Below are 15,970 nucleotides of genomic sequence, written 5' to 3'. Positions count from 1 at the left end.
CCTTCCCCCTTGGGGTGGTGTGTGTGTCGACCCCCGATTGGAGTCACCCCCATGAACACGATCATGCGTAAGAGCGTTCTCGGTATCGCTGGTCTGGCCTTCGCCGGTGGTCTGGCCGCCGGTCCCCTGCATCACGCCGCCACCACCCCGACCGTTGAGTCGGCCGCCCCGGCCGCTGCCGTTGCCGTGCAGGCCGACAAGCCCGGTGTGGACAAGGGCAAGCTGATCCCGCACGGTGTGCAGGGTGAGCAGTCCAGCATCGACCTCGGTGACGAGGAGACCGCCAACGTGAAGGCGATCATCGCCGCCACGAAGAAGGCCGGCCTGGATGAGCGGGCGGCCGTGATCTCGATCGGCACGTCCCTGCAGGAGTCGAAGCTGGAGAACCTGGGTCACCTGGGTGACCGCAACGACCACGACTCGCTGGGCCTGTTCCAGCAGCGCCCGACGTCTGGTTGGGGCACCCCGGAGCAGATCACCGACCCCGAGTACTCGACCCTGGCGTTCCTGAAGGGGTTGAAGCAGGTCGACGGCTGGCAGGACATGCCCCTGACCGACGCCGCACAGACCGTCCAGGTGTCGGCCTACCCCGACGCGTACGCGCAGTGGGAACAGCAGGCCGCCGACCTCGTCACCCAGCACTGGAACAGCTGACCCCAGCACCACCGAACAGCCCACTGGCCGGGCCCTCGACAAGGGGGCCCGGCCAGTGGCGTCCACGGAGTTCGACCGGCGCGGCCCCCCGATGGAAGCCGCTGATGGAGGGCCCTTCCCTCCGGTCGGACAATGGTGGGTTATGGGCGAGGTGACGGGATGGGACGGCAGCGCCGGGGTGGTCGTACTGCCGGGCGGGTCGACGGTGCGCGGACGCCGGATCGGTGATCCGGCGTCGCCCGCCGACTTCGCGTTGCTGCTGGCACCGGGCCCGGCACCGGCCTGGGCGCACCGGCGGATCCGCTGGCCCGACTTCAGGGTGCCGCTGGACCGGGCCGACGCGCTGGACGCGCTGCGGGAGGCGCTGCGCCGGTCGCACGCGGGGGAGCGGGTGGAAGCGGCCTGCCTGGGCGGGCTCGGCCGGACCGGGACGGCGCTGGCGGCGCTCGCCGTGCTCGACGGGCTGCCGGCCGATCGGGCGGTGTCGTGGGTACGGGAGCACTACCACCCGCAGGCGGTGGAGACCCCCGGGCAGCGGCGTTGGGTGCGACGGGTCCCGCACTGATCCGCAGCGGCGCGGACTTCGGACTCCGGCCGGCGCGTTCGCGGGTATGTCGACGACGGGCCGGGCCCACCGTGGGCGCGGTGGACCCGGCCCGGACCTCACTGGGCGACGTACTCCCGCAGGTGGGTGGCGGTCAGGGTGTCACCGTGCGCGACGAGGTCGGCCGGGGTGCCGGTGAAGACGATCCGGCCGCCGTCGTGACCGGCGCCCGGGCCGAGGTCGATGATCCAGTCGGCGTGCGCCATCACGGCCTGGTGGTGCTCGATGACCACCACGGTGTTGCCGGCGTCCACCAGGCGGTCCAGCAGGGCCAGCAGTTTGTCGACGTCGGCCAGGTGCAGGCCGGTGGTGGGCTCGTCCAGCACGTAGGTGTGCGCCTTCTCGCCCATGTGGATGGCGAGCTTGAGCCGTTGCCGTTCGCCCCCGGAGAGGGTGGTCAGCGGCTGGCCGAGGCTGAGGTAGCTCAGGCCCACGTCGGCGAGGCGGTCCAGCACCGACCGGGCCGGCCCGCCGGGGAAGAAGTCCCGGGCCTCGGTCACCGACATGGCGAGGACCTCGCTGATGTTCCTCCCCCGCAGGGTGTACGTGAGGACCTTCGGGGTGAACCGGCGGCCCTCGCACTCCTCGCACCTGGAGGCCACTCCGGCCGTGATGGCCAGGTCCGTGTAGATCACCCCGATGCCCTTGCAGGCCGGGCAGGCGCCCTCGGAGTTGGCGCTGAACAGCGCCGGCTTGACCCCGTTGGCCTTGGCGAAGGCGGCCCGGACCGGGTCGAGCAGGCCGGTGTAGGTGGCCGGGTTGCTGCGCCGGGACCCGCGGATCGGGGACTGGTCGACGACCACCACCCCGGCGCGGCGGGGGAGCGAGCCGTGGATCAGCGAGCTCTTGCCGGAGCCGGCGACGCCGGTCACCACCGTCAGCACCCCGAGCGGCACGTCGACGCTGACGTCACGCAGGTTGTGCAGGTCGGCGCCGCGGATCGGCAACTGCCCGGCGGGCGGCCGGACCCGCTCGCGCAGGGTGACCCGGTGGTCGAGGTGCCGGCCGGTCAGGGTGTCGGAGCGGCGCAGCCCGGCGACGTCGCCGGTGTAGCAGACCCGGCCGCCGTCCGGACCGGCCCCCGGGCCGAGGTCGACCACGTGGTCGGCGATCGCGATGGTCTCCGGCTTGTGCTCCACGACGAGCACGGTGTTGCCCTTGTCGCGCAGCCGCAGCAGCAGGCCGTTCATCCGGGCGATGTCGTGCGGGTGCAGCCCGACCGTCGGCTCGTCGAAGACGTACGTGACGTCGGTGAGGCTGGAGCCGAGGTGGCGGACCATCTTCACCCGCTGCGCCTCGCCCCCGGACAGGGTGCCCGACTCGCGGTCGAGGCTGAGGTAGCCCAGGCCGATCTCGACGAGCGAGTCCAGCAGGTCGCGCAGGTTGGCCACCAGCGGCGCCACGGACGGATCGGTGACCGCCCGGACGAACGCGGCCAGGTCGCTGATCTGCATCGCGGAGCACTCGGCGATGTTGCGGCCGGCGATCCGGGAGGACAGGGCGGCCCGGTTGAGCCGGGCGCCGCCGCAGTCGCCGCAGGTCGCGAACGTCACGGCCCGCTCGACGAACGCCTTGATGTGCGGCTGGGCCGGCTCCTTGTCCTTGCTCAGGTACAGCCGGCGGACCTTGACGACCAGGCCCTCGTACGTGAGGTTGCCGCCGCCGATTTTCATCTTGGTGGCCGGCTTGTGCAGGAAGTCCTGCCACTGCTGGGGCGTGAAATCCTGGAGCTTGACGTCGGGGTCGAACAGGCCCGAGGTGACGAAGGCCCGCCAGTACCAGGAGTCGACCGCGAAGTTCGGCACCGTGATCGCCCCGTCGTTGAGCGACCGCTCGACGTCGACGAGCTCGTGCACGTCGAGGTCGGAGACCCGGCCCACCCCCTCGCAGGTGGGGCACATCCCTTCGGCGAGGTTGAAGCTGAACGCGCCGGCCGACCCGACGTGCGGCTGGCCGAGCCGGCTGAACACGATGCGCAGCATGGCGTACGCGTCGGTGGCGGTGCCCACCGTGGAGCGCGAGTTCGCCCCCATCCGCTCCTGGTCGACGATGATCGCGGCGCTGAGGTTGCGCAGCGAGTCGACGTCCGGCCGGGCCAGGCTGGGCATGAACGACTGGAGGAAGGCGCTGTAGGTCTCGTTGATCATCCGCTGCGACTCGGCGGCGATGGTGCCGAAGACGAGCGAGGACTTGCCGGAGCCGGAGACCCCGGTGAAGACGGTGAGGCGCCGCTTGGGGATGTCCACGGAGACGGACGCGAGGTTGTTCTCCCGGGCACCGCTTACCTCGATCATGTCGTGGCTGTCGGCGACGGTCCGAGTTGGCTGCTGCATGCGAACCCTTCGGTCGATCGTGGGCAGGGTGAACCCTGCCCGGCTGCTGCTTGCTGGGCCTGGCCGGTTCAATCATCTCATTGACTCCCACGTTGAGACTTTTCGCGACCATCTAGGGAAACAGCGACGGAAAGTCTCAAACAGCGCGTGAGTAGGATGGCGGACGCCCCGGCGGAGCGGCAGCCGGCGCGCGTGTGGTCCGCCCGTCGGCGCCGGATCCTGCCCGTTAGGGTGCTGGGCATGAGAGCTCCGGTGCTGGCCGCCGCTGCCGCCGTCCTCCTCGCCGGTGCCGTGCCGGCCGTTCCAGCCGCCGCCGCGCCGGCCTTCCCGGCGACTGCGGCGGCCTCCTCGACCACTGCGCCGGCCTTCCCGGCGACTGCGGCGGTGCCCTGCCCGAAGGCGGTGGCGCCGAAGGTGCCGCGCTCCCCGAAGCCGACGCCCCCGCCGTCGGTGCCGGAGCAGCAGGCGGTGGGCGGCGCGGCGCTGGCCGCCACGGGTCTCGCCGCACCGGCCGGGGTCACCCCGCCGCCGGCGGTCACCGCCACCTCCTGGCTGGTCGCCGACCTGGACACCGGGGCGGTGCTCGGCGGCTGCGGCCCGCACGGGTACGCCACCCCGGCCAGCGTGCAGAAGCTGCTGCTGACCGCCACCGCGCTGCCGAGGCTGGACCCGAAACAGCTGGTGACGGTCACCCACGCCGACCTCGACATCGCCCCCGGCAGCTCCGCCGTCGGCCTGCTGGAGGGCGGCCGCTACACCGTCGAGACGGTCTTCCTCGGGCTGCTGCTCCAGTCCGGTAACGAGGCGGCCAACGTGCTGGCCCGGCTCGTCGGCGGCCCGGCCGGGGCGGCCGGCGGGGTCCGGGCCATGAACGCCGAGGCGGCCCGCCTCGGCGCCCTGCAGACCCACGCCGTCACCCCCTCCGGGCTTGACGGCCCTGGCCAGTTCACCAGCGCGTACGACCTGGCGCTGATCGCCCGGGCCTGCTTCGCCGACCCCACCTTCCGCCGGTACGCGCTGACCGAGAGCACCCGGATTCCCGACCAGCCGGCGTTGCGGAAGAAGGGCTTCCAGATCCAGAACGAGAACCAGCTCATCTACCGCTATCCGGGGGCGCTGGGCGGGAAGACCGGCTTCACCGACTACGCCCGGCACACCTACGTCGGCGCGGCGCAGCGCGGCGGGCGTCGGCTGGTGGTCACCCTGCTCGGGGCCGAGCCCAGCCCGATGCGCGGCTGGGAACAGGGCGCCACGCTGCTGGACTGGGGCTTCTCGCTGCCCCGGGACGCCTCGGTGGGCCGTCTCGTCTCCCCGGGGGAGACGGCCACCAACGGCTCGCCGTCGGCGTCCGCTTCGCCCGGCCCGGCGGTCTCGCCCGCGCCCCGGGCGGTGGCCGCCCGCCGGGTCGCGGGCCCCGGCTGGGCCGCGTCGTGGCCGGTCGTCGCGGGCGCTGCCGCCGCTGCCGTCGTCGTGGCCGCGCTGCTTACCACGGCGCTCCTGCGTCGCCGGCGCCGCCGGGCCTGAGTTTTCCGCTGCCGGTGCCACGGGATTGGTGCCGGCGCCGCGCCGTGGCCGCCCGGGCCGGGGGAATCAACCCGCGTCGGGCGGGTAAGCGCGGGCGGTGACCGCGGAGCGCCGGGGGCGGATCGTCGTGGTGTCGGCCGATGTCAGCGCCGGCCACGACACGGCGGCCGCCGAATCGACGCGCCGGCTCGCCGACCAGGGTCTCGTCGTGGACCGGGCGAACTTCCTCGGCCTGCTGCCGCGCCCGGTGCGGTGGATCTGTCGGGGGGCGTACCGGGGCGGCCTGCGCTGGACTCCGTGGGGCTACGGCGTGCTGATCGCCGCCACCGGCTGGTCCCGGCTGGTGGCCGCCGTGCTGCGGGGGGCGCTCACGCCGCTGCGGGGACGGGCCCGGCGGGCCGGGCTGGTGGCCGAGGTGGCTGCCCGGCTGCCGGCCGTCGCCGCGTCCGAGGCGTACCACCGCAGGTCGGTGCTGGATGCGGTGGGCGAGGCGGTCGCGGTGCTGGCCACGGTCCTGCCGTCGATCCGCTGGACGGGCCGGCGGTGACCGCCCCTGTCGGACGTCCGCCGCGAAGGCGTCCACCGCGCTGATCGGCACGGCCGCCGTCGCGCTCGCCACCGCCCAGCGGGCGAGCCCGGCCGCCGCGCCCTGCTTCGCGTGTCGCCATCGACAGGGGTACCGCCGAATCCATAGACTGCGATCTTTCTGGATTCATCAGCCCAGGAGGACGCCCCGTGTCGAGGTCATCCCGTCGGCAGCCGTTCCCGGCCCACCCCCGCAGGACGCGCACGCTGTCCCGCCTTACCGGTGTCGCGCTGCTCGCCACCGCCCTGATCGGCGGCAGCGGCGTCGCCGCCGTGGCCGCCCCGACCGCCGCCCCGGGCGGCACGGTCCCGACCGCCGTCGCAGGCGGTGCGGCCTCGGCCGGTGCGGGCCCTGCGGCCGCCGCGCCGCCGAGGACGACCCCGGGCCCGTGCGCGTACACCGAGACGCCGGACGAGCCGGCCGCCCGGCCCGTCCCGCTGCCGCCCGACCCCCGGCGGACGCCGGGCCACGGCACCGTGCGGGTCACGCTGCGGACGAACCAGGGCCCGATCGGGCTGACCCTCGACCGCGAGCAGGCGCCCTGCACGGTGCAGAGCTTCCTGCACCTGGTCCGGCACCGGTTCTACGACCGCACCTCGTGCCACCGGCTGACCGCGTACCCGACGCTCAGCGTGCTCCAGTGCGGCGACCCGTCGGGCACCGGCGAGGGCGGGCCCGGCTACCGGTACGCCGACGAGCTGCCCACCGACCTGCCGCCCGCGCCGACGGACCCGACGGGTGTGCGCAAGGTGTACGCCCGGGGCATGCTCGCCATGGCCAACGCCGGCCCGGACACCAACGGCAGCCAGTTCTTCCTGGTGTACGCCAACTCGGCGCTGCGCCCCAACTACACCATCTTCGGTGAGGTGGACGCCGCCGGCCTGGCCACCCTGGACCGGATCGCCGCCGGCGGGATCGCCCCCACGGCCGAGGACCCGGCCCCGGTCGACGGCGCACCCGCGCTGCCGGTGGAGATCTGCCGGGCGGCCCGCAGGCTGTGACCCTCGGTCGACCCGCCGGCGCGGTGAGTGTCGGCGGGTCCGCCGGGCTTCACCGTAGAACGGCTCTGATGCTGCTACAACGGTGTGCATGGGACAGCTACGCCGGACGCCCCTGCCCGCCCCCCGCGCGCTGCCCGACCACCCACCCTCCCACCGCTGGTCGATCAAGAGGTTTATGCCGGGACCGGGGGTCAGACCTGACGCAAACCTCTTGATCACCGCAGTAGGGCGGGCGCGGGAGGGTGGCAGGGGAGCGGGGTGGCGGCAGCGGGTGGGCGGGGGGTTGGGTCGGGTCGTCGCCGGGGGTGCGTTGTTACTGGCAGGGTGCTCCGCGGCGGGGCCGTCTGCGCCGGGGCCGTCTGCGCCGGGGCCGTCTGTGGCGCGGCCGTCCGCGTCGGGGCCGTCCGCGTCGGGGCCGTCCGTGTCGGCGCCGTCTGCGGTGGGGTCGTCTGCGGGGGTGCCCTCGTCGGGCGGGGACGGTTCGCGGGTGCCGGGGGATTTTGTGGTGCTGTCCGATGTGGACCCGAGCATCGGGTCCGACATCCGCTATGCCACCGCGCACAACTTCGTCGGCCGGCCGATCGCCGGGTACCGGGAGCCCCTGTGCCTGCTTACCCGGCCCGCCGCCGAGGCGCTGAGCCGGGTGCAGCAGGCCGCCCGCGCGACGGGCCACAGCCTCAAGGTGTACGACTGCTACCGCCCGCAGCCGGCCGTGGACGACTTCGTGGCCTGGGCGAAGCGCCCCGGCGAGGAGCAGACGAAGGCCGAGTTCTACCCCGAGGTGGCGAAGTCGCGGCTGTTCGACGAGGGCTACCTCGGCGCCCCCACCGCGCACAGCCGGGGCAGCACCGTCGACCTGACCCTGGTCGACGACCCGCCGGCCGGCCAACGCCCCTACGTCCCCGGCGAGCCCCTGACCGCCTGCACCGCGCCGAAGGACGACCGCTTCCCGGACAACAGCGTCGACATGGGCACCGGCTTCGACTGCTTCGACCCACGCGCCCACACCGCCGACGGTCGGGTCACCGGAGCCGCCCGGGACAACCGCGAACTGCTGAAGCGGCTGATGGCCGACGGCGGTTTCACCAACTATCCGCGCGAGTGGTGGCACTACCGGTACGACGACGAGCCGTACCCCGAGACGTACTTCGACTTTCCCGTGGCCCGCCCGTCCCGCTGAACTGGGCGGGGCCCCGCCCGGCCGCCCGGCGGCTCCGGCGGCATCGGCACTAGGCTCGTCCGGCGAGCGCATCGCCCCTCGGCGGCCTCCGGTCCGCCGACCCCTGTGGGACCGGGACGTCGGCGACCGGAGAGGACCCGGACATGACCACCGAGCGGATCGGCCCGCCCCTGATCGCCGACGAGCGCGAGATGCTGCGCGCGTTCCTGGACTTCCACCGCGCCACCCTCGCCATGAAGTGCGCGGGTCTCACCGACGAGGAGCTGCGCCGGCAGTCGTCCCCGCCGTCCACGCTGAGCCTGCTCGGCCTGGTCCGGCACATGGCCGAGGTGGAGCGCAACTGGTTCCGCCGGGTGATCGGCGGCGAGGACGTGCCGCTGGTCTGGTCGGACGCCGGCGACTACCAGGAGGCGTACGACGCCCGCACCGCCGGCGCGTCCGAGGCGTTCGAGGCGTGGCGGCAGGAGGTCGAACACGCCCGGCGCATCGAGCGGGAGGCCGGGTCGCTGGACGTCGTCGCCCACAACCCCCGCTGGGGCGAGGACGTGTCGCTGCGCCTGGTGATGCTGCACATGATGCACGAGTACGCCCGGCACAACGGCCACGCCGACCTCCTGCGCGAGGCCGTCGACGGCTCGGTCGGCGTCTGAACCGCCGCTGCGCCCGGTCGGTTCTCGACGATTTCGGCCCCTCCTCGGCCAGGACCTGCGGGACCTGCCGTCACGCCCCGCTGGGCGTGCGCAGCGGCAGCCAGGCCAGCACGTCGCGGATCTTCGCGTCCCAGTACGCCCAGTCGTGGGCGCCGGGGGAGAAGTCCACGGTCAGCGACACGCCGCTCCGCCGGGCCGTGTCGACGAATTGGGTGTTGTCGTCGAACAGGAAGTCCTCGGTGCCGCAGGCCACGTAGAGCGCCGGCAGGTCGTCCCCGGCCCGTTCCAGCAGCGCCATCGTGTCGTCGTCGCTGCCCGGGACGTGCCGGTCGCCGAAGACGGGACGCCACACGGCCGGGTCCACAGGGCTGGTCGGGTGGTCGCGCCGCCGCGCGAAGTCCAGCGCCCCGGAGAGGCTGGCCGCCGCCGCGAACCGGCCCGGTTCGCGCAGCGCCCACTTGACCGCGCCGTACCCGCCCATGGACAGGCCGGCGACGAAGGTGTCCTCGCGCCGGTCGGAGAGCCGGAAGAACGACCGGCACAGCTCGGGCAGCTCGGCGCTGAGGAAGGTCCAGTACCGTTTGCCGTGCTCCTCGTCGGTGTAGAAGCTGCGCCCGGCCTGCGGCATCACCACGGCCAGCCCGAGCGGCGCGACGTACCGCTCGACGGAGGTGCGCCGGGTCCAGACGGTGTCGTCGTCGCTGAGGCCGTGCAGCAGGTACAGCACGGGCGGGTCGCCAACCGGCGCACTGCCGTCCAGGCCGATCCCGGAGCCGGCCGGGTCGGGCAGGAGCACGGTCATCGAGGTGCCCATGCCCAGCGCCTCGGAGTGGAAGTCGCAGCGGATCAGCGCCATGGGCGTGGATGCTACGCGGCGTCAACCAACGCCTCCGGCCGGTCCCGGCCGGCGCGGCGGCGTCCCGGCCGGGACCGGCCACGAAGGAACGTTTTTGTCCCGGGGACGGCCAGGACCCTAGATCAAAGGTTTACCAGGCTGTAACGTCCGCGCTGCTGGACCTGTCACAGAGAAGTGGGAGTCAGTGATGAGCGACGTGTCGACGGCCCTGGGTGTGCGCCTCTACCCCGACCTGGTCGAGCTGGGCGGGCTCGCGTCCGCGCTGGCCCTGACCGCCACCCGGTGTCAGGTGGACGTGGGCCGGATCAGCGCTCCCGAGCAGGGGCGGAGCCGGTTCACCTGCGCCGAGCTGATCTCCGAGCGGGGGACGATCTGTGTGGGGCTGGGGTCCCAGGCCCGCTACTTCATGGTCGACATCTCGGGCTCGGACGGGTCCCGGGCCGACGGCGACACCACCGACCTGGACCAGGTCGTACGGATCGCCGACGCCTGGCGCGGCGGGGTGGGGTTCGCCGAGCTGCGGGCCCGCTTTCCCTTCCTCGACCACGTGACCGAGCCGGTCGGCGAGGACGCCACGCTCGCCTGACCGGCACCCGATCCCTCGGGCGCGCGTTCGGCCGCCGCGACGGGCCTCGGACGTACGACGGCGGGGCCGGACGATACTGTCCGGCCCCGCCGCCCTTACGGCATCAGGTCAGTTGACGCTGACGACGGTGCCGATCCCGTTCGGGTACTCGACGTAGCCCGTGTGCCGCCCGGCGGGCACTGCCGACCACTTCGCGGTGACCGTCAGCGGAGTGCCCGGGGTGACCTTCGGGTTCTTGGGGGACACCGTCAGCTTGCCGACGCCACCCTTGCCGGTGACCAGGTTCGCCTGAACCTTGAAGGGCGTTTCCGTGGTTCCCGGCAGGTCCGCCAAGGTGAGGATCGTCATCTGGTACAGGCCGGGTTCCGGCCTCGCAAAAATGAGGCGCATGTCATTGCCCGTCACGGCCCAGTCTTGGAAGACCAAATTGCCGTTCACCATCCGGAAGACGATGAGGGCGATCTCCGCCTGAGGGTTGTCCGCGCGTGCGGTGAACTCAACGGCCTTGGTGCCCTTGGCCACCGTGACCGGGAAGTCCTTGCCCCAGACGTCGCTGGCGTTCACCGTGCCGGGCGTCAGCGGCCCCGACACCATCCCGTAGGTGGTGATCGGGAGCTTCTTGAGCGCCGGAGTCACCTCGAAGGACACCGAGCCGGCGGCGCCGGCGCCCCGGACCTCGGTCGGCGCGAGCACACTCTGCGGGGTCACCACGATCGGGCTGCGAACGACGGTGCCGCCGCCATGCCAGGTCAGCGAACCGATGGTCGGCACGCCGGCGGGAGCCGTCTTGAGCTCCATGGTGACGGTGAACTGCTTGGTCTCCCCCGCCTTCTTGAAGCGCAGGGTGGACGGGCTCACCTTGACCTTCAACCCGGGCAGGTCGACCGTGGCGTGGTACACGCCGGGGGTGACGGCGGTGACCTTACGGGTGACCGTCCGGGTGCCGAAGAGCTTGCCGACGCCGATGGACGGGTAGTTCAGGTCGCTGCCCTGGATCGGCTTGACCCCGGAACCGGTCCTGACACCCAGCCCTTCCAGGTAGCCCAGCCAGTCCTGCTCCGACGCGTCGTAGACCAGACCGGGGTTGAGCATCTTGGCCGGGTCGACGTGGCCCGCGCCCTGGGCGAAGACGTCGCTGGTCCGCTTCCCGGTGGCGGTCCTGGTGGGGAAGGTGGTGGTCATCATCGCGGACTTGACCCGCGCCGGCGACCAGTCCGGGTTCTTGGCAAGGTAGAGCGCGGCCAGGCCGGCGATGTGCGGCGCGGCCATCGAGGTGCCGGAGTAGAAGTCGAAGTTCTTCCCCTCGGCACCCGGCGGGGCCACGGCCGCGAGGATCGCGACGCCGGGAGCGGCGATGTCCGGCTTCAGCAGGTCCGGGTGGTGCTCCGAGGGACCGCGCGAGGAGAACGCCGCCACCTGGGGGTACGGCATGGTCGGGCCGGTCGGCAGCAGGGTCACCTGCGCCCCCGCGGTCGCCGCGTAGTCCAGCACGGCCTGCGTGTCTGGCGAGTTGATGTGCACGGTCGGCACGCTGTGCAGGTCCCCGCTGAGGTCCTGGTCACTCGGGTTGGCCAGCACCATCCCGACGCCGCCGGCCCGTTTGACCTCGGCGGACTTGATCGGCCGTGCGACGACGCCACGGAGGCAGACGACGACCTTGCCGGTCACCTTGGCCGGGTCGAGGCTGCCGGTCAGGCAGTTGTCGGCGTTGGCGTCGTCGGCGGAGGCGGCCTTCGCCGCCCGGGAAGCGATCAGGGGCTTGGGTCCGAACGCCGCCGCGACGGTCGTGCTGGTGCCGTTGAAGCGGGCCCCGTTGCCCAGTTCCACGCTGGCCGGGTACGGAGCGACCGTGCTGGCGCCGACCGTCATCGCCCACGGTGGGGTGTTGTCCATCGTCGACGCGTCCGGACCGGAGTTGCCGGCGGACGCGGAGACGAAGATGCCCGCCGCCGCCGCGTTGAGGAAGGCGAGTTGGGTCGGGTCGTCGGGAGACGACTCGTTCGTGCCGCCCACCGAGTAGTTGATCACATCGACGCCGTCGGCCACCGCCTGGTCGATGGCGGCGATGATGTCCGACGTCTGTCCGCCGGTCGTGTCGTCGTCGGTGCCCTGCCAGAGGGCCTTGTAGACCGCGATCGCCGCACCCGGCGCGACTCCGGAGATCTCCCCGAAGTCGACGCCCTGCTCGGTGACGGGGACAGCGGTGTTGCCGGCCGCCGTGCTCGCGGTGTGGGTGCCGTGTCCCTGGGCGTCCCGGGGAGAGACGTAGTCCTTCCGCTTCTCCGCGGGAACGCGCCTCATCCAGCCGTCGCCGAAGTACCGAGCGCTGATGACCTTCTCGTTGCAGAGGGTCGCGGCGAACTGCTCGCCGGTCTGGCAGGTGCCGGTGAACGTGCCACCGTCGGCCTTGCGCATGACGGTGGCCGTGCCCTGACGGTACGGCCGGTACGGGTCGGTTGACGTGGGCGCGGTGGCGTCGAGCGCCGGCGCGGTGAACGACGCGCTCTCCGGCCAGACCCCGGTGTCGATCACACCGACGACGACGCCCTTGCCGGCGTTGGCCGTGCCGCCGAGCTTGGACCACACGCCCCTGCGACCGGAGAGACCGAGGAAGTCGACGGAGTTGCGGTCGTCGGTGGTCTTGAGCAGCTTGTCCGGCACCACGGAAACCACGCCGCCGGTGACCAGCAGCTTCATCGCCTGCGCCCGGGTCAGCTCCGCGACGAAGCTGTTCGAGGCGACGGAGTTGCTCCTGAGCGGCTTGGCGCCCACGCTGCGCGCCACCCTGGTGTGCTTGTCCGTCAGGTGGCTGCGGTAGCGCTGGGCGTTGGCGGCGCCCACGTCCACCTTCCTGCCCTTGCCGGGCTTGGTGCCGGCGATTCCGGCGATCCCGCCCTCGTAGGTCGCCAGCGGCTTGTCGGCCAAGGTCACGATGTAGGCGTCGCTGCCCCCGGCACTAGAGGGCAGGACACTCGGCGACGCCGGTGGCTCCGGCTGGGCGGATGCCGCGACCGGGCTGATCGTGATCGCCAGGGCCACAGCAGCTACCGCCGCGCCATAGCGGGAGGTTTGTCGGATCCTACGGGCCATTGCTCCTCTTTGGGGGTGTTCGAGACGACGAGGGCCTGCCCCCGCCGGCAAGATCGCCAGGTGGGACGGTGAGTAGTGAACGTCTCAGCCCGAAAGAAGTCGAGATATCTTCATGGCGTCTTCGGTCACGTGGCGAATCGCGCCACGCAGCGGGAACGTGGATACGGGGCGGGTGGGGCGTGCGGAACGATCCGGTGCTGGGCGCACTGGGCATCAGCGAGTTCGACGAACAGGTCTACCGTCTGCTGCTGATCCAGCCCGACCAACCGCTGTCGGAGACCGCCGACGCGCTGGGCGTCAACACCGCCCGGGTGCGCAGCGCCGTCGCCCGGCTGAGCCGGCTCAACCTGCTGAGACGGACAGCGCCGGGAAAGTACGAAGCCATGGGGCCGCAGGCGGCGCTGACGGCCCTCGTCGCCCGGCACCGGCTGGAGACGGAAGCGGCGCTGGACGGCGTACAGGCGGCGGTCGCGGACTTCGCCCAACAGTTCCAGAAAGCTCGGCTCCGCGATCCGGGGCGTTGGGTGGAGGTGCTGTCGGGCCGGGAGACGGTCAACCGGCGGGTGGACGAACTCACCCGGTCCGTGCGAACCCACCTGTGGGTGCTCGACCGGCCGCCCTACATGAAGCACGTGGACGGCACCCCGGACACCAACGAGGCGGAGATCGCGGAGACCGAGGACCTGATCGCCCGAGGGGTCGACATCCGCACGGTCTACTGCCCGGAGTCCATGGGACGCCCGGGCCGCTTCGAGTTGCTGGTCAGGCTCGCCGAGGCGGGCGAGCAGGCCCGGATGCTCCCCAGCCTGCCGTTCAAGCTACGGATCATGGACCTGCGGGTGGCGGTGGTCTCGCTCGCCGGCGGGGCCTACGACAACATCGCGCTGATCCATCCCTCGGGGCTGCTCGACGCGCTGATCGAACTGTTCAAGGCGTACTGGGGTCGGGCCACACCGCTCGCCGGCACCCACCCGCCGGCCGACGACAAGCCGAGCGACGAGGACCTGCTGCTGCTCCAGATGCTCAAGGCCGGCCTCAAGGACGAGGCCATCGCCCGCCAACTCGGGGTCAGCGCGCGCACCGCCACCCGCCGGATCGCCTCCGTCATCGACCGGCTGGGTGCCACCACGCGGTTCCAGGCCGGCGTCGAGGCGTCCGCGCGCGGCTGGCTCTGACCGCCCCGACCGACCCGCCGAGCGTCGGGGAGGCGCGCGTCGGGCCGGCGTGCCGGGTCGGCCGGATATCCATTGCGGACGTCGTGGCCCTCGCCTACGTTCATCGGACAAGGCCAACCCGAGCTGATCCAGGGAGCACGTCGTGTCGCAGCGCACACGCACCACAACCTCGCGGCCCATGCCGCGCGGCGGTGCCCCGCTGCTCACCGGTGGGCAGACCCTCGGCCGGTGTCAGCGCCGACAACCCGGGTGGTGGCGCGGATAGCGCCAGCGCGACACGCGCAGCCGCCCATCCCGAGTCCGGGACCGGGCGGCTCTTTCGTCCCCGGCGCCCGCCCGTCGGACCGTACCGCCCACGCCCGTCCCGCCGCCGGTGGGCCGGCCTCGCGGCTGTGGTGCGGCCCGGCAGCGCGTCACCCCGCCAGAGCGGAGACCGCCGGTTCCGAACACGGCCAGCCGCTCCGGGCGAGACGAGAACGGAATCCGGCCAGCCGCCCCGGAGAAGACGAGAACGAACGAGGAGAACACGATGGCATTCACCCCGCTTCCGGGCACCCGCGCGCCCGTCCGGGTCTGGACCGACCCGTACGCCATCGAGGAGCAGGCGGCCCGGCAGCTGCGCAACATCGGCGCGCTGCCCTGGGTCGAGGGCGTCGCCGTGATGCCCGACGTCCACTTCGGCAAGGGCGCCACCGTCGGCTCGGTGATCGCGATGCGGCAGGCGGTCTCCCCGGCCGCCGTCGGCGTGGACATCGGCTGCGGCATGTCGGCGGTGCGGACCTCGCTCACCGCCGCCGACCTGCCTGACGACCTCGCCGGGCTGCGGTCCGCGATCGAGGCGGCCATCCCGGTCGGCTTCGCCAAGCGCGACACCGCGATCGACCCGCGCCGGGTGCGCGGGCTGGAGCAGCGCGGCTGGGCCGACTTCTGGGAGCGCTTCGGCACCCTCGACAACCGGGTGGCCCAGCTCGAGACCCGGGCCCAGCGGCAGATGGGCACCCTCGGCGGTGGCAACCACTTCATCGAGGTCTGCCTGGAGCAGGGCGGCCCGGACGACGGCCGGGTCTGGCTGATGCTGCACTCCGGGTCGCGCAACATCGGCAAGGAGCTGGCGGAGCGGCACATCGGCGTCGCGCGTCGGCTGCCGCACAACGCCGAGCTGCCCGACCGGGACCTGGCGGTCTTCCTCACCGGCACGCCGGAGATGGCGGCGTACCGGCGGGACCTGTGGTGGGCGCAGGAGTACGCCCGCCGCAACCGCGCGGTGATGCTGGCCGTGCTCTGCAACGTGGTCCGTGACGCGCTCCCGCAGGTCGGCTTCGACGAGCCGATCAGCTGCCACCACAACTATGTCGCCGAGGAGACGTACGGCGGGGTGGACGTGCTGGTCACCCGCAAGGGCGCGATCCGGGCCGGCGCGGGGGACCTCGGCATCATCCCCGGCTCGATGGGCACCGGATCGTACGTCGTGCGCGGGAAGGGGAACCCGGACGCGTACTGCTCCGCCTCGCACGGGGCCGGGCGGCGGATGTCGCGCGGGCAGGCGAAGCGGACGTTCAGCACGGACGACCTGGCGCGGCAGACCGCCGGGGTGGAGTGCCGAAAGGACGCGGGGGTGGTCGACGAGATCCCTGCCGCGTACAAGGACATCACGGAGGTGATGGCCCAGCAGGAGGACCTGGTCGAGGTGGTCGCCCACCTCAAGCAGGTGGTCTGCGTGAAGGGCTGAGC

Annotated in this window: 13 protein-coding genes; 10 read left to right on the top strand and 3 right to left on the bottom strand. The window is 72.7% G+C overall.

What is annotated here, in order from left to right; genetic code table 11:
- Positions 1-51 precede the first annotated feature (51 nt).
- Both GVV04_RS01395 and GVV04_RS01390 read left to right on the top strand, forming a co-directional pair.
- Entirely contained in the window at positions 52-654 is a 603-nt protein-coding gene (locus GVV04_RS01395) for a hypothetical protein (protein WP_161683900.1), read from the top strand.
- A 142-nt stretch (positions 655-796) separates the two neighbouring features.
- Positions 797-1,219: a protein-tyrosine phosphatase family protein gene (locus GVV04_RS01390; protein WP_161683899.1), complete on the top strand. Its 423-nt coding sequence runs from the start codon at positions 797-799 to the stop codon at positions 1,217-1,219.
- 98 nt (positions 1,220-1,317) lie between these two features.
- Here the strand turns inward: GVV04_RS01390 and GVV04_RS01385 are convergent, their stop codons facing one another.
- Positions 1,318-3,591, bottom strand: a complete 2,274-nt coding sequence (locus GVV04_RS01385) for an ATP-binding cassette domain-containing protein (protein WP_161683898.1) — start codon at positions 3,589-3,591, stop codon at positions 1,318-1,320.
- A gap of 240 nt (positions 3,592-3,831) precedes the next feature.
- Between GVV04_RS01385 and GVV04_RS01380 the strand changes: the two genes are divergently transcribed.
- From GVV04_RS01380 to GVV04_RS01360, 5 genes are all read left to right on the top strand, one after another.
- Positions 3,832-5,115, top strand: a complete 1,284-nt coding sequence (locus GVV04_RS01380; RefSeq protein ID WP_161683897.1) for a D-alanyl-D-alanine carboxypeptidase family protein — start codon at positions 3,832-3,834, stop codon at positions 5,113-5,115.
- Between the two features lie 97 nt (positions 5,116-5,212).
- A complete protein-coding gene (locus GVV04_RS34220) occupies positions 5,213-5,662 on the top strand; it encodes a hypothetical protein (RefSeq protein WP_201752780.1) in 450 nt (149 codons plus the stop codon).
- Between the two features lie 188 nt (positions 5,663-5,850).
- Entirely contained in the window at positions 5,851-6,702 is an 852-nt protein-coding gene (locus GVV04_RS01370; protein WP_328822148.1) for a peptidylprolyl isomerase, read from the top strand.
- A gap of 505 nt (positions 6,703-7,207) precedes the next feature.
- Positions 7,208-7,882, top strand: a complete 675-nt coding sequence (locus GVV04_RS01365) for a M15 family metallopeptidase (protein WP_328822147.1) — start codon at positions 7,208-7,210, stop codon at positions 7,880-7,882.
- Between the two features lie 143 nt (positions 7,883-8,025).
- On the top strand, positions 8,026-8,532 hold the full coding sequence (locus GVV04_RS01360) for a DinB family protein (RefSeq protein WP_161683895.1): 507 nt from the start codon (positions 8,026-8,028) through the stop codon (positions 8,530-8,532).
- Between the two features lie 70 nt (positions 8,533-8,602).
- On the opposite strand, the gene GVV04_RS01355 is transcribed toward GVV04_RS01360, so the two are convergent.
- Positions 8,603-9,388, bottom strand: a complete 786-nt coding sequence (locus GVV04_RS01355; protein WP_161683894.1) for an alpha/beta hydrolase — start codon at positions 9,386-9,388, stop codon at positions 8,603-8,605.
- Between the two features lie 187 nt (positions 9,389-9,575).
- On the opposite strand from GVV04_RS01355, the gene GVV04_RS01350 reads away from it, so the two are divergent.
- The gene (locus GVV04_RS01350; protein WP_161683893.1) at positions 9,576-9,974 is read left to right on the top strand and encodes a hypothetical protein; all 399 of its coding nucleotides are present in this window, start codon (positions 9,576-9,578) and stop codon (positions 9,972-9,974) included.
- A 108-nt stretch (positions 9,975-10,082) separates the two neighbouring features.
- On the opposite strand, the gene GVV04_RS01345 is transcribed toward GVV04_RS01350, so the two are convergent.
- Complete coding sequence (locus GVV04_RS01345) at positions 10,083-13,013, bottom strand: S8 family serine peptidase (protein ID WP_201752779.1); 2,931 nt, start codon at positions 13,011-13,013, stop codon at positions 10,083-10,085.
- A gap of 230 nt (positions 13,014-13,243) precedes the next feature.
- Here GVV04_RS01345 and GVV04_RS34215 point away from each other — a divergent pair, with 230 nt between their 5' ends.
- Entirely contained in the window at positions 13,244-14,239 is a 996-nt protein-coding gene (locus GVV04_RS34215) for a LuxR C-terminal-related transcriptional regulator (protein ID WP_201752778.1), read from the top strand.
- Positions 14,240-14,768: 529 nt separating this feature from the next.
- Positions 14,769-15,968, top strand: coding sequence for an RtcB family protein (locus tag GVV04_RS01335; protein ID WP_161683891.1), 1,200 nt, complete (start codon positions 14,769-14,771; stop codon positions 15,966-15,968).
- Positions 15,969-15,970: the final 2 nt, after the last annotated feature.

It is taken from the genome of Micromonospora rubida (assembly GCF_009908295.1).
In the GTDB taxonomy this organism is placed as follows: Bacteria; Actinomycetota; Actinomycetes; order Mycobacteriales; family Micromonosporaceae; genus Micromonospora; species Micromonospora rubida.
This window is presented reverse-complemented; position numbering and strand designations above follow the sequence as displayed.

What these genes read in the sequence shown, in the direction of transcription:
- GVV04_RS01395 (WP_161683900.1), top strand. Translation starts at nt 52, where the DNA reads ATGAACACGATCATGCGTAAGAGCGTTCTCGGTATCGCTGGTCTGGCC.
- GVV04_RS01390 (WP_161683899.1), top strand. Translation starts at nt 797, where the DNA reads ATGGGCGAGGTGACGGGATGGGACGGCAGCGCCGGGGTGGTCGTACTG.
- GVV04_RS01385 (WP_161683898.1), bottom strand. Translation starts at nt 3,591, where the DNA reads ATGCAGCAGCCAACTCGGACCGTCGCCGACAGCCACGACATGATCGAG.
- GVV04_RS01380 (WP_161683897.1), top strand. Translation starts at nt 3,832, where the DNA reads ATGAGAGCTCCGGTGCTGGCCGCCGCTGCCGCCGTCCTCCTCGCCGGT.
- GVV04_RS01360 (WP_161683895.1), top strand. Translation starts at nt 8,026, where the DNA reads ATGACCACCGAGCGGATCGGCCCGCCCCTGATCGCCGACGAGCGCGAG.
- GVV04_RS01355 (WP_161683894.1), bottom strand. Translation starts at nt 9,388, where the DNA reads ATGGCGCTGATCCGCTGCGACTTCCACTCCGAGGCGCTGGGCATGGGC.
- GVV04_RS01350 (WP_161683893.1), top strand. Translation starts at nt 9,576, where the DNA reads ATGAGCGACGTGTCGACGGCCCTGGGTGTGCGCCTCTACCCCGACCTG.
- GVV04_RS01335 (WP_161683891.1), top strand. Translation starts at nt 14,769, where the DNA reads ATGGCATTCACCCCGCTTCCGGGCACCCGCGCGCCCGTCCGGGTCTGG.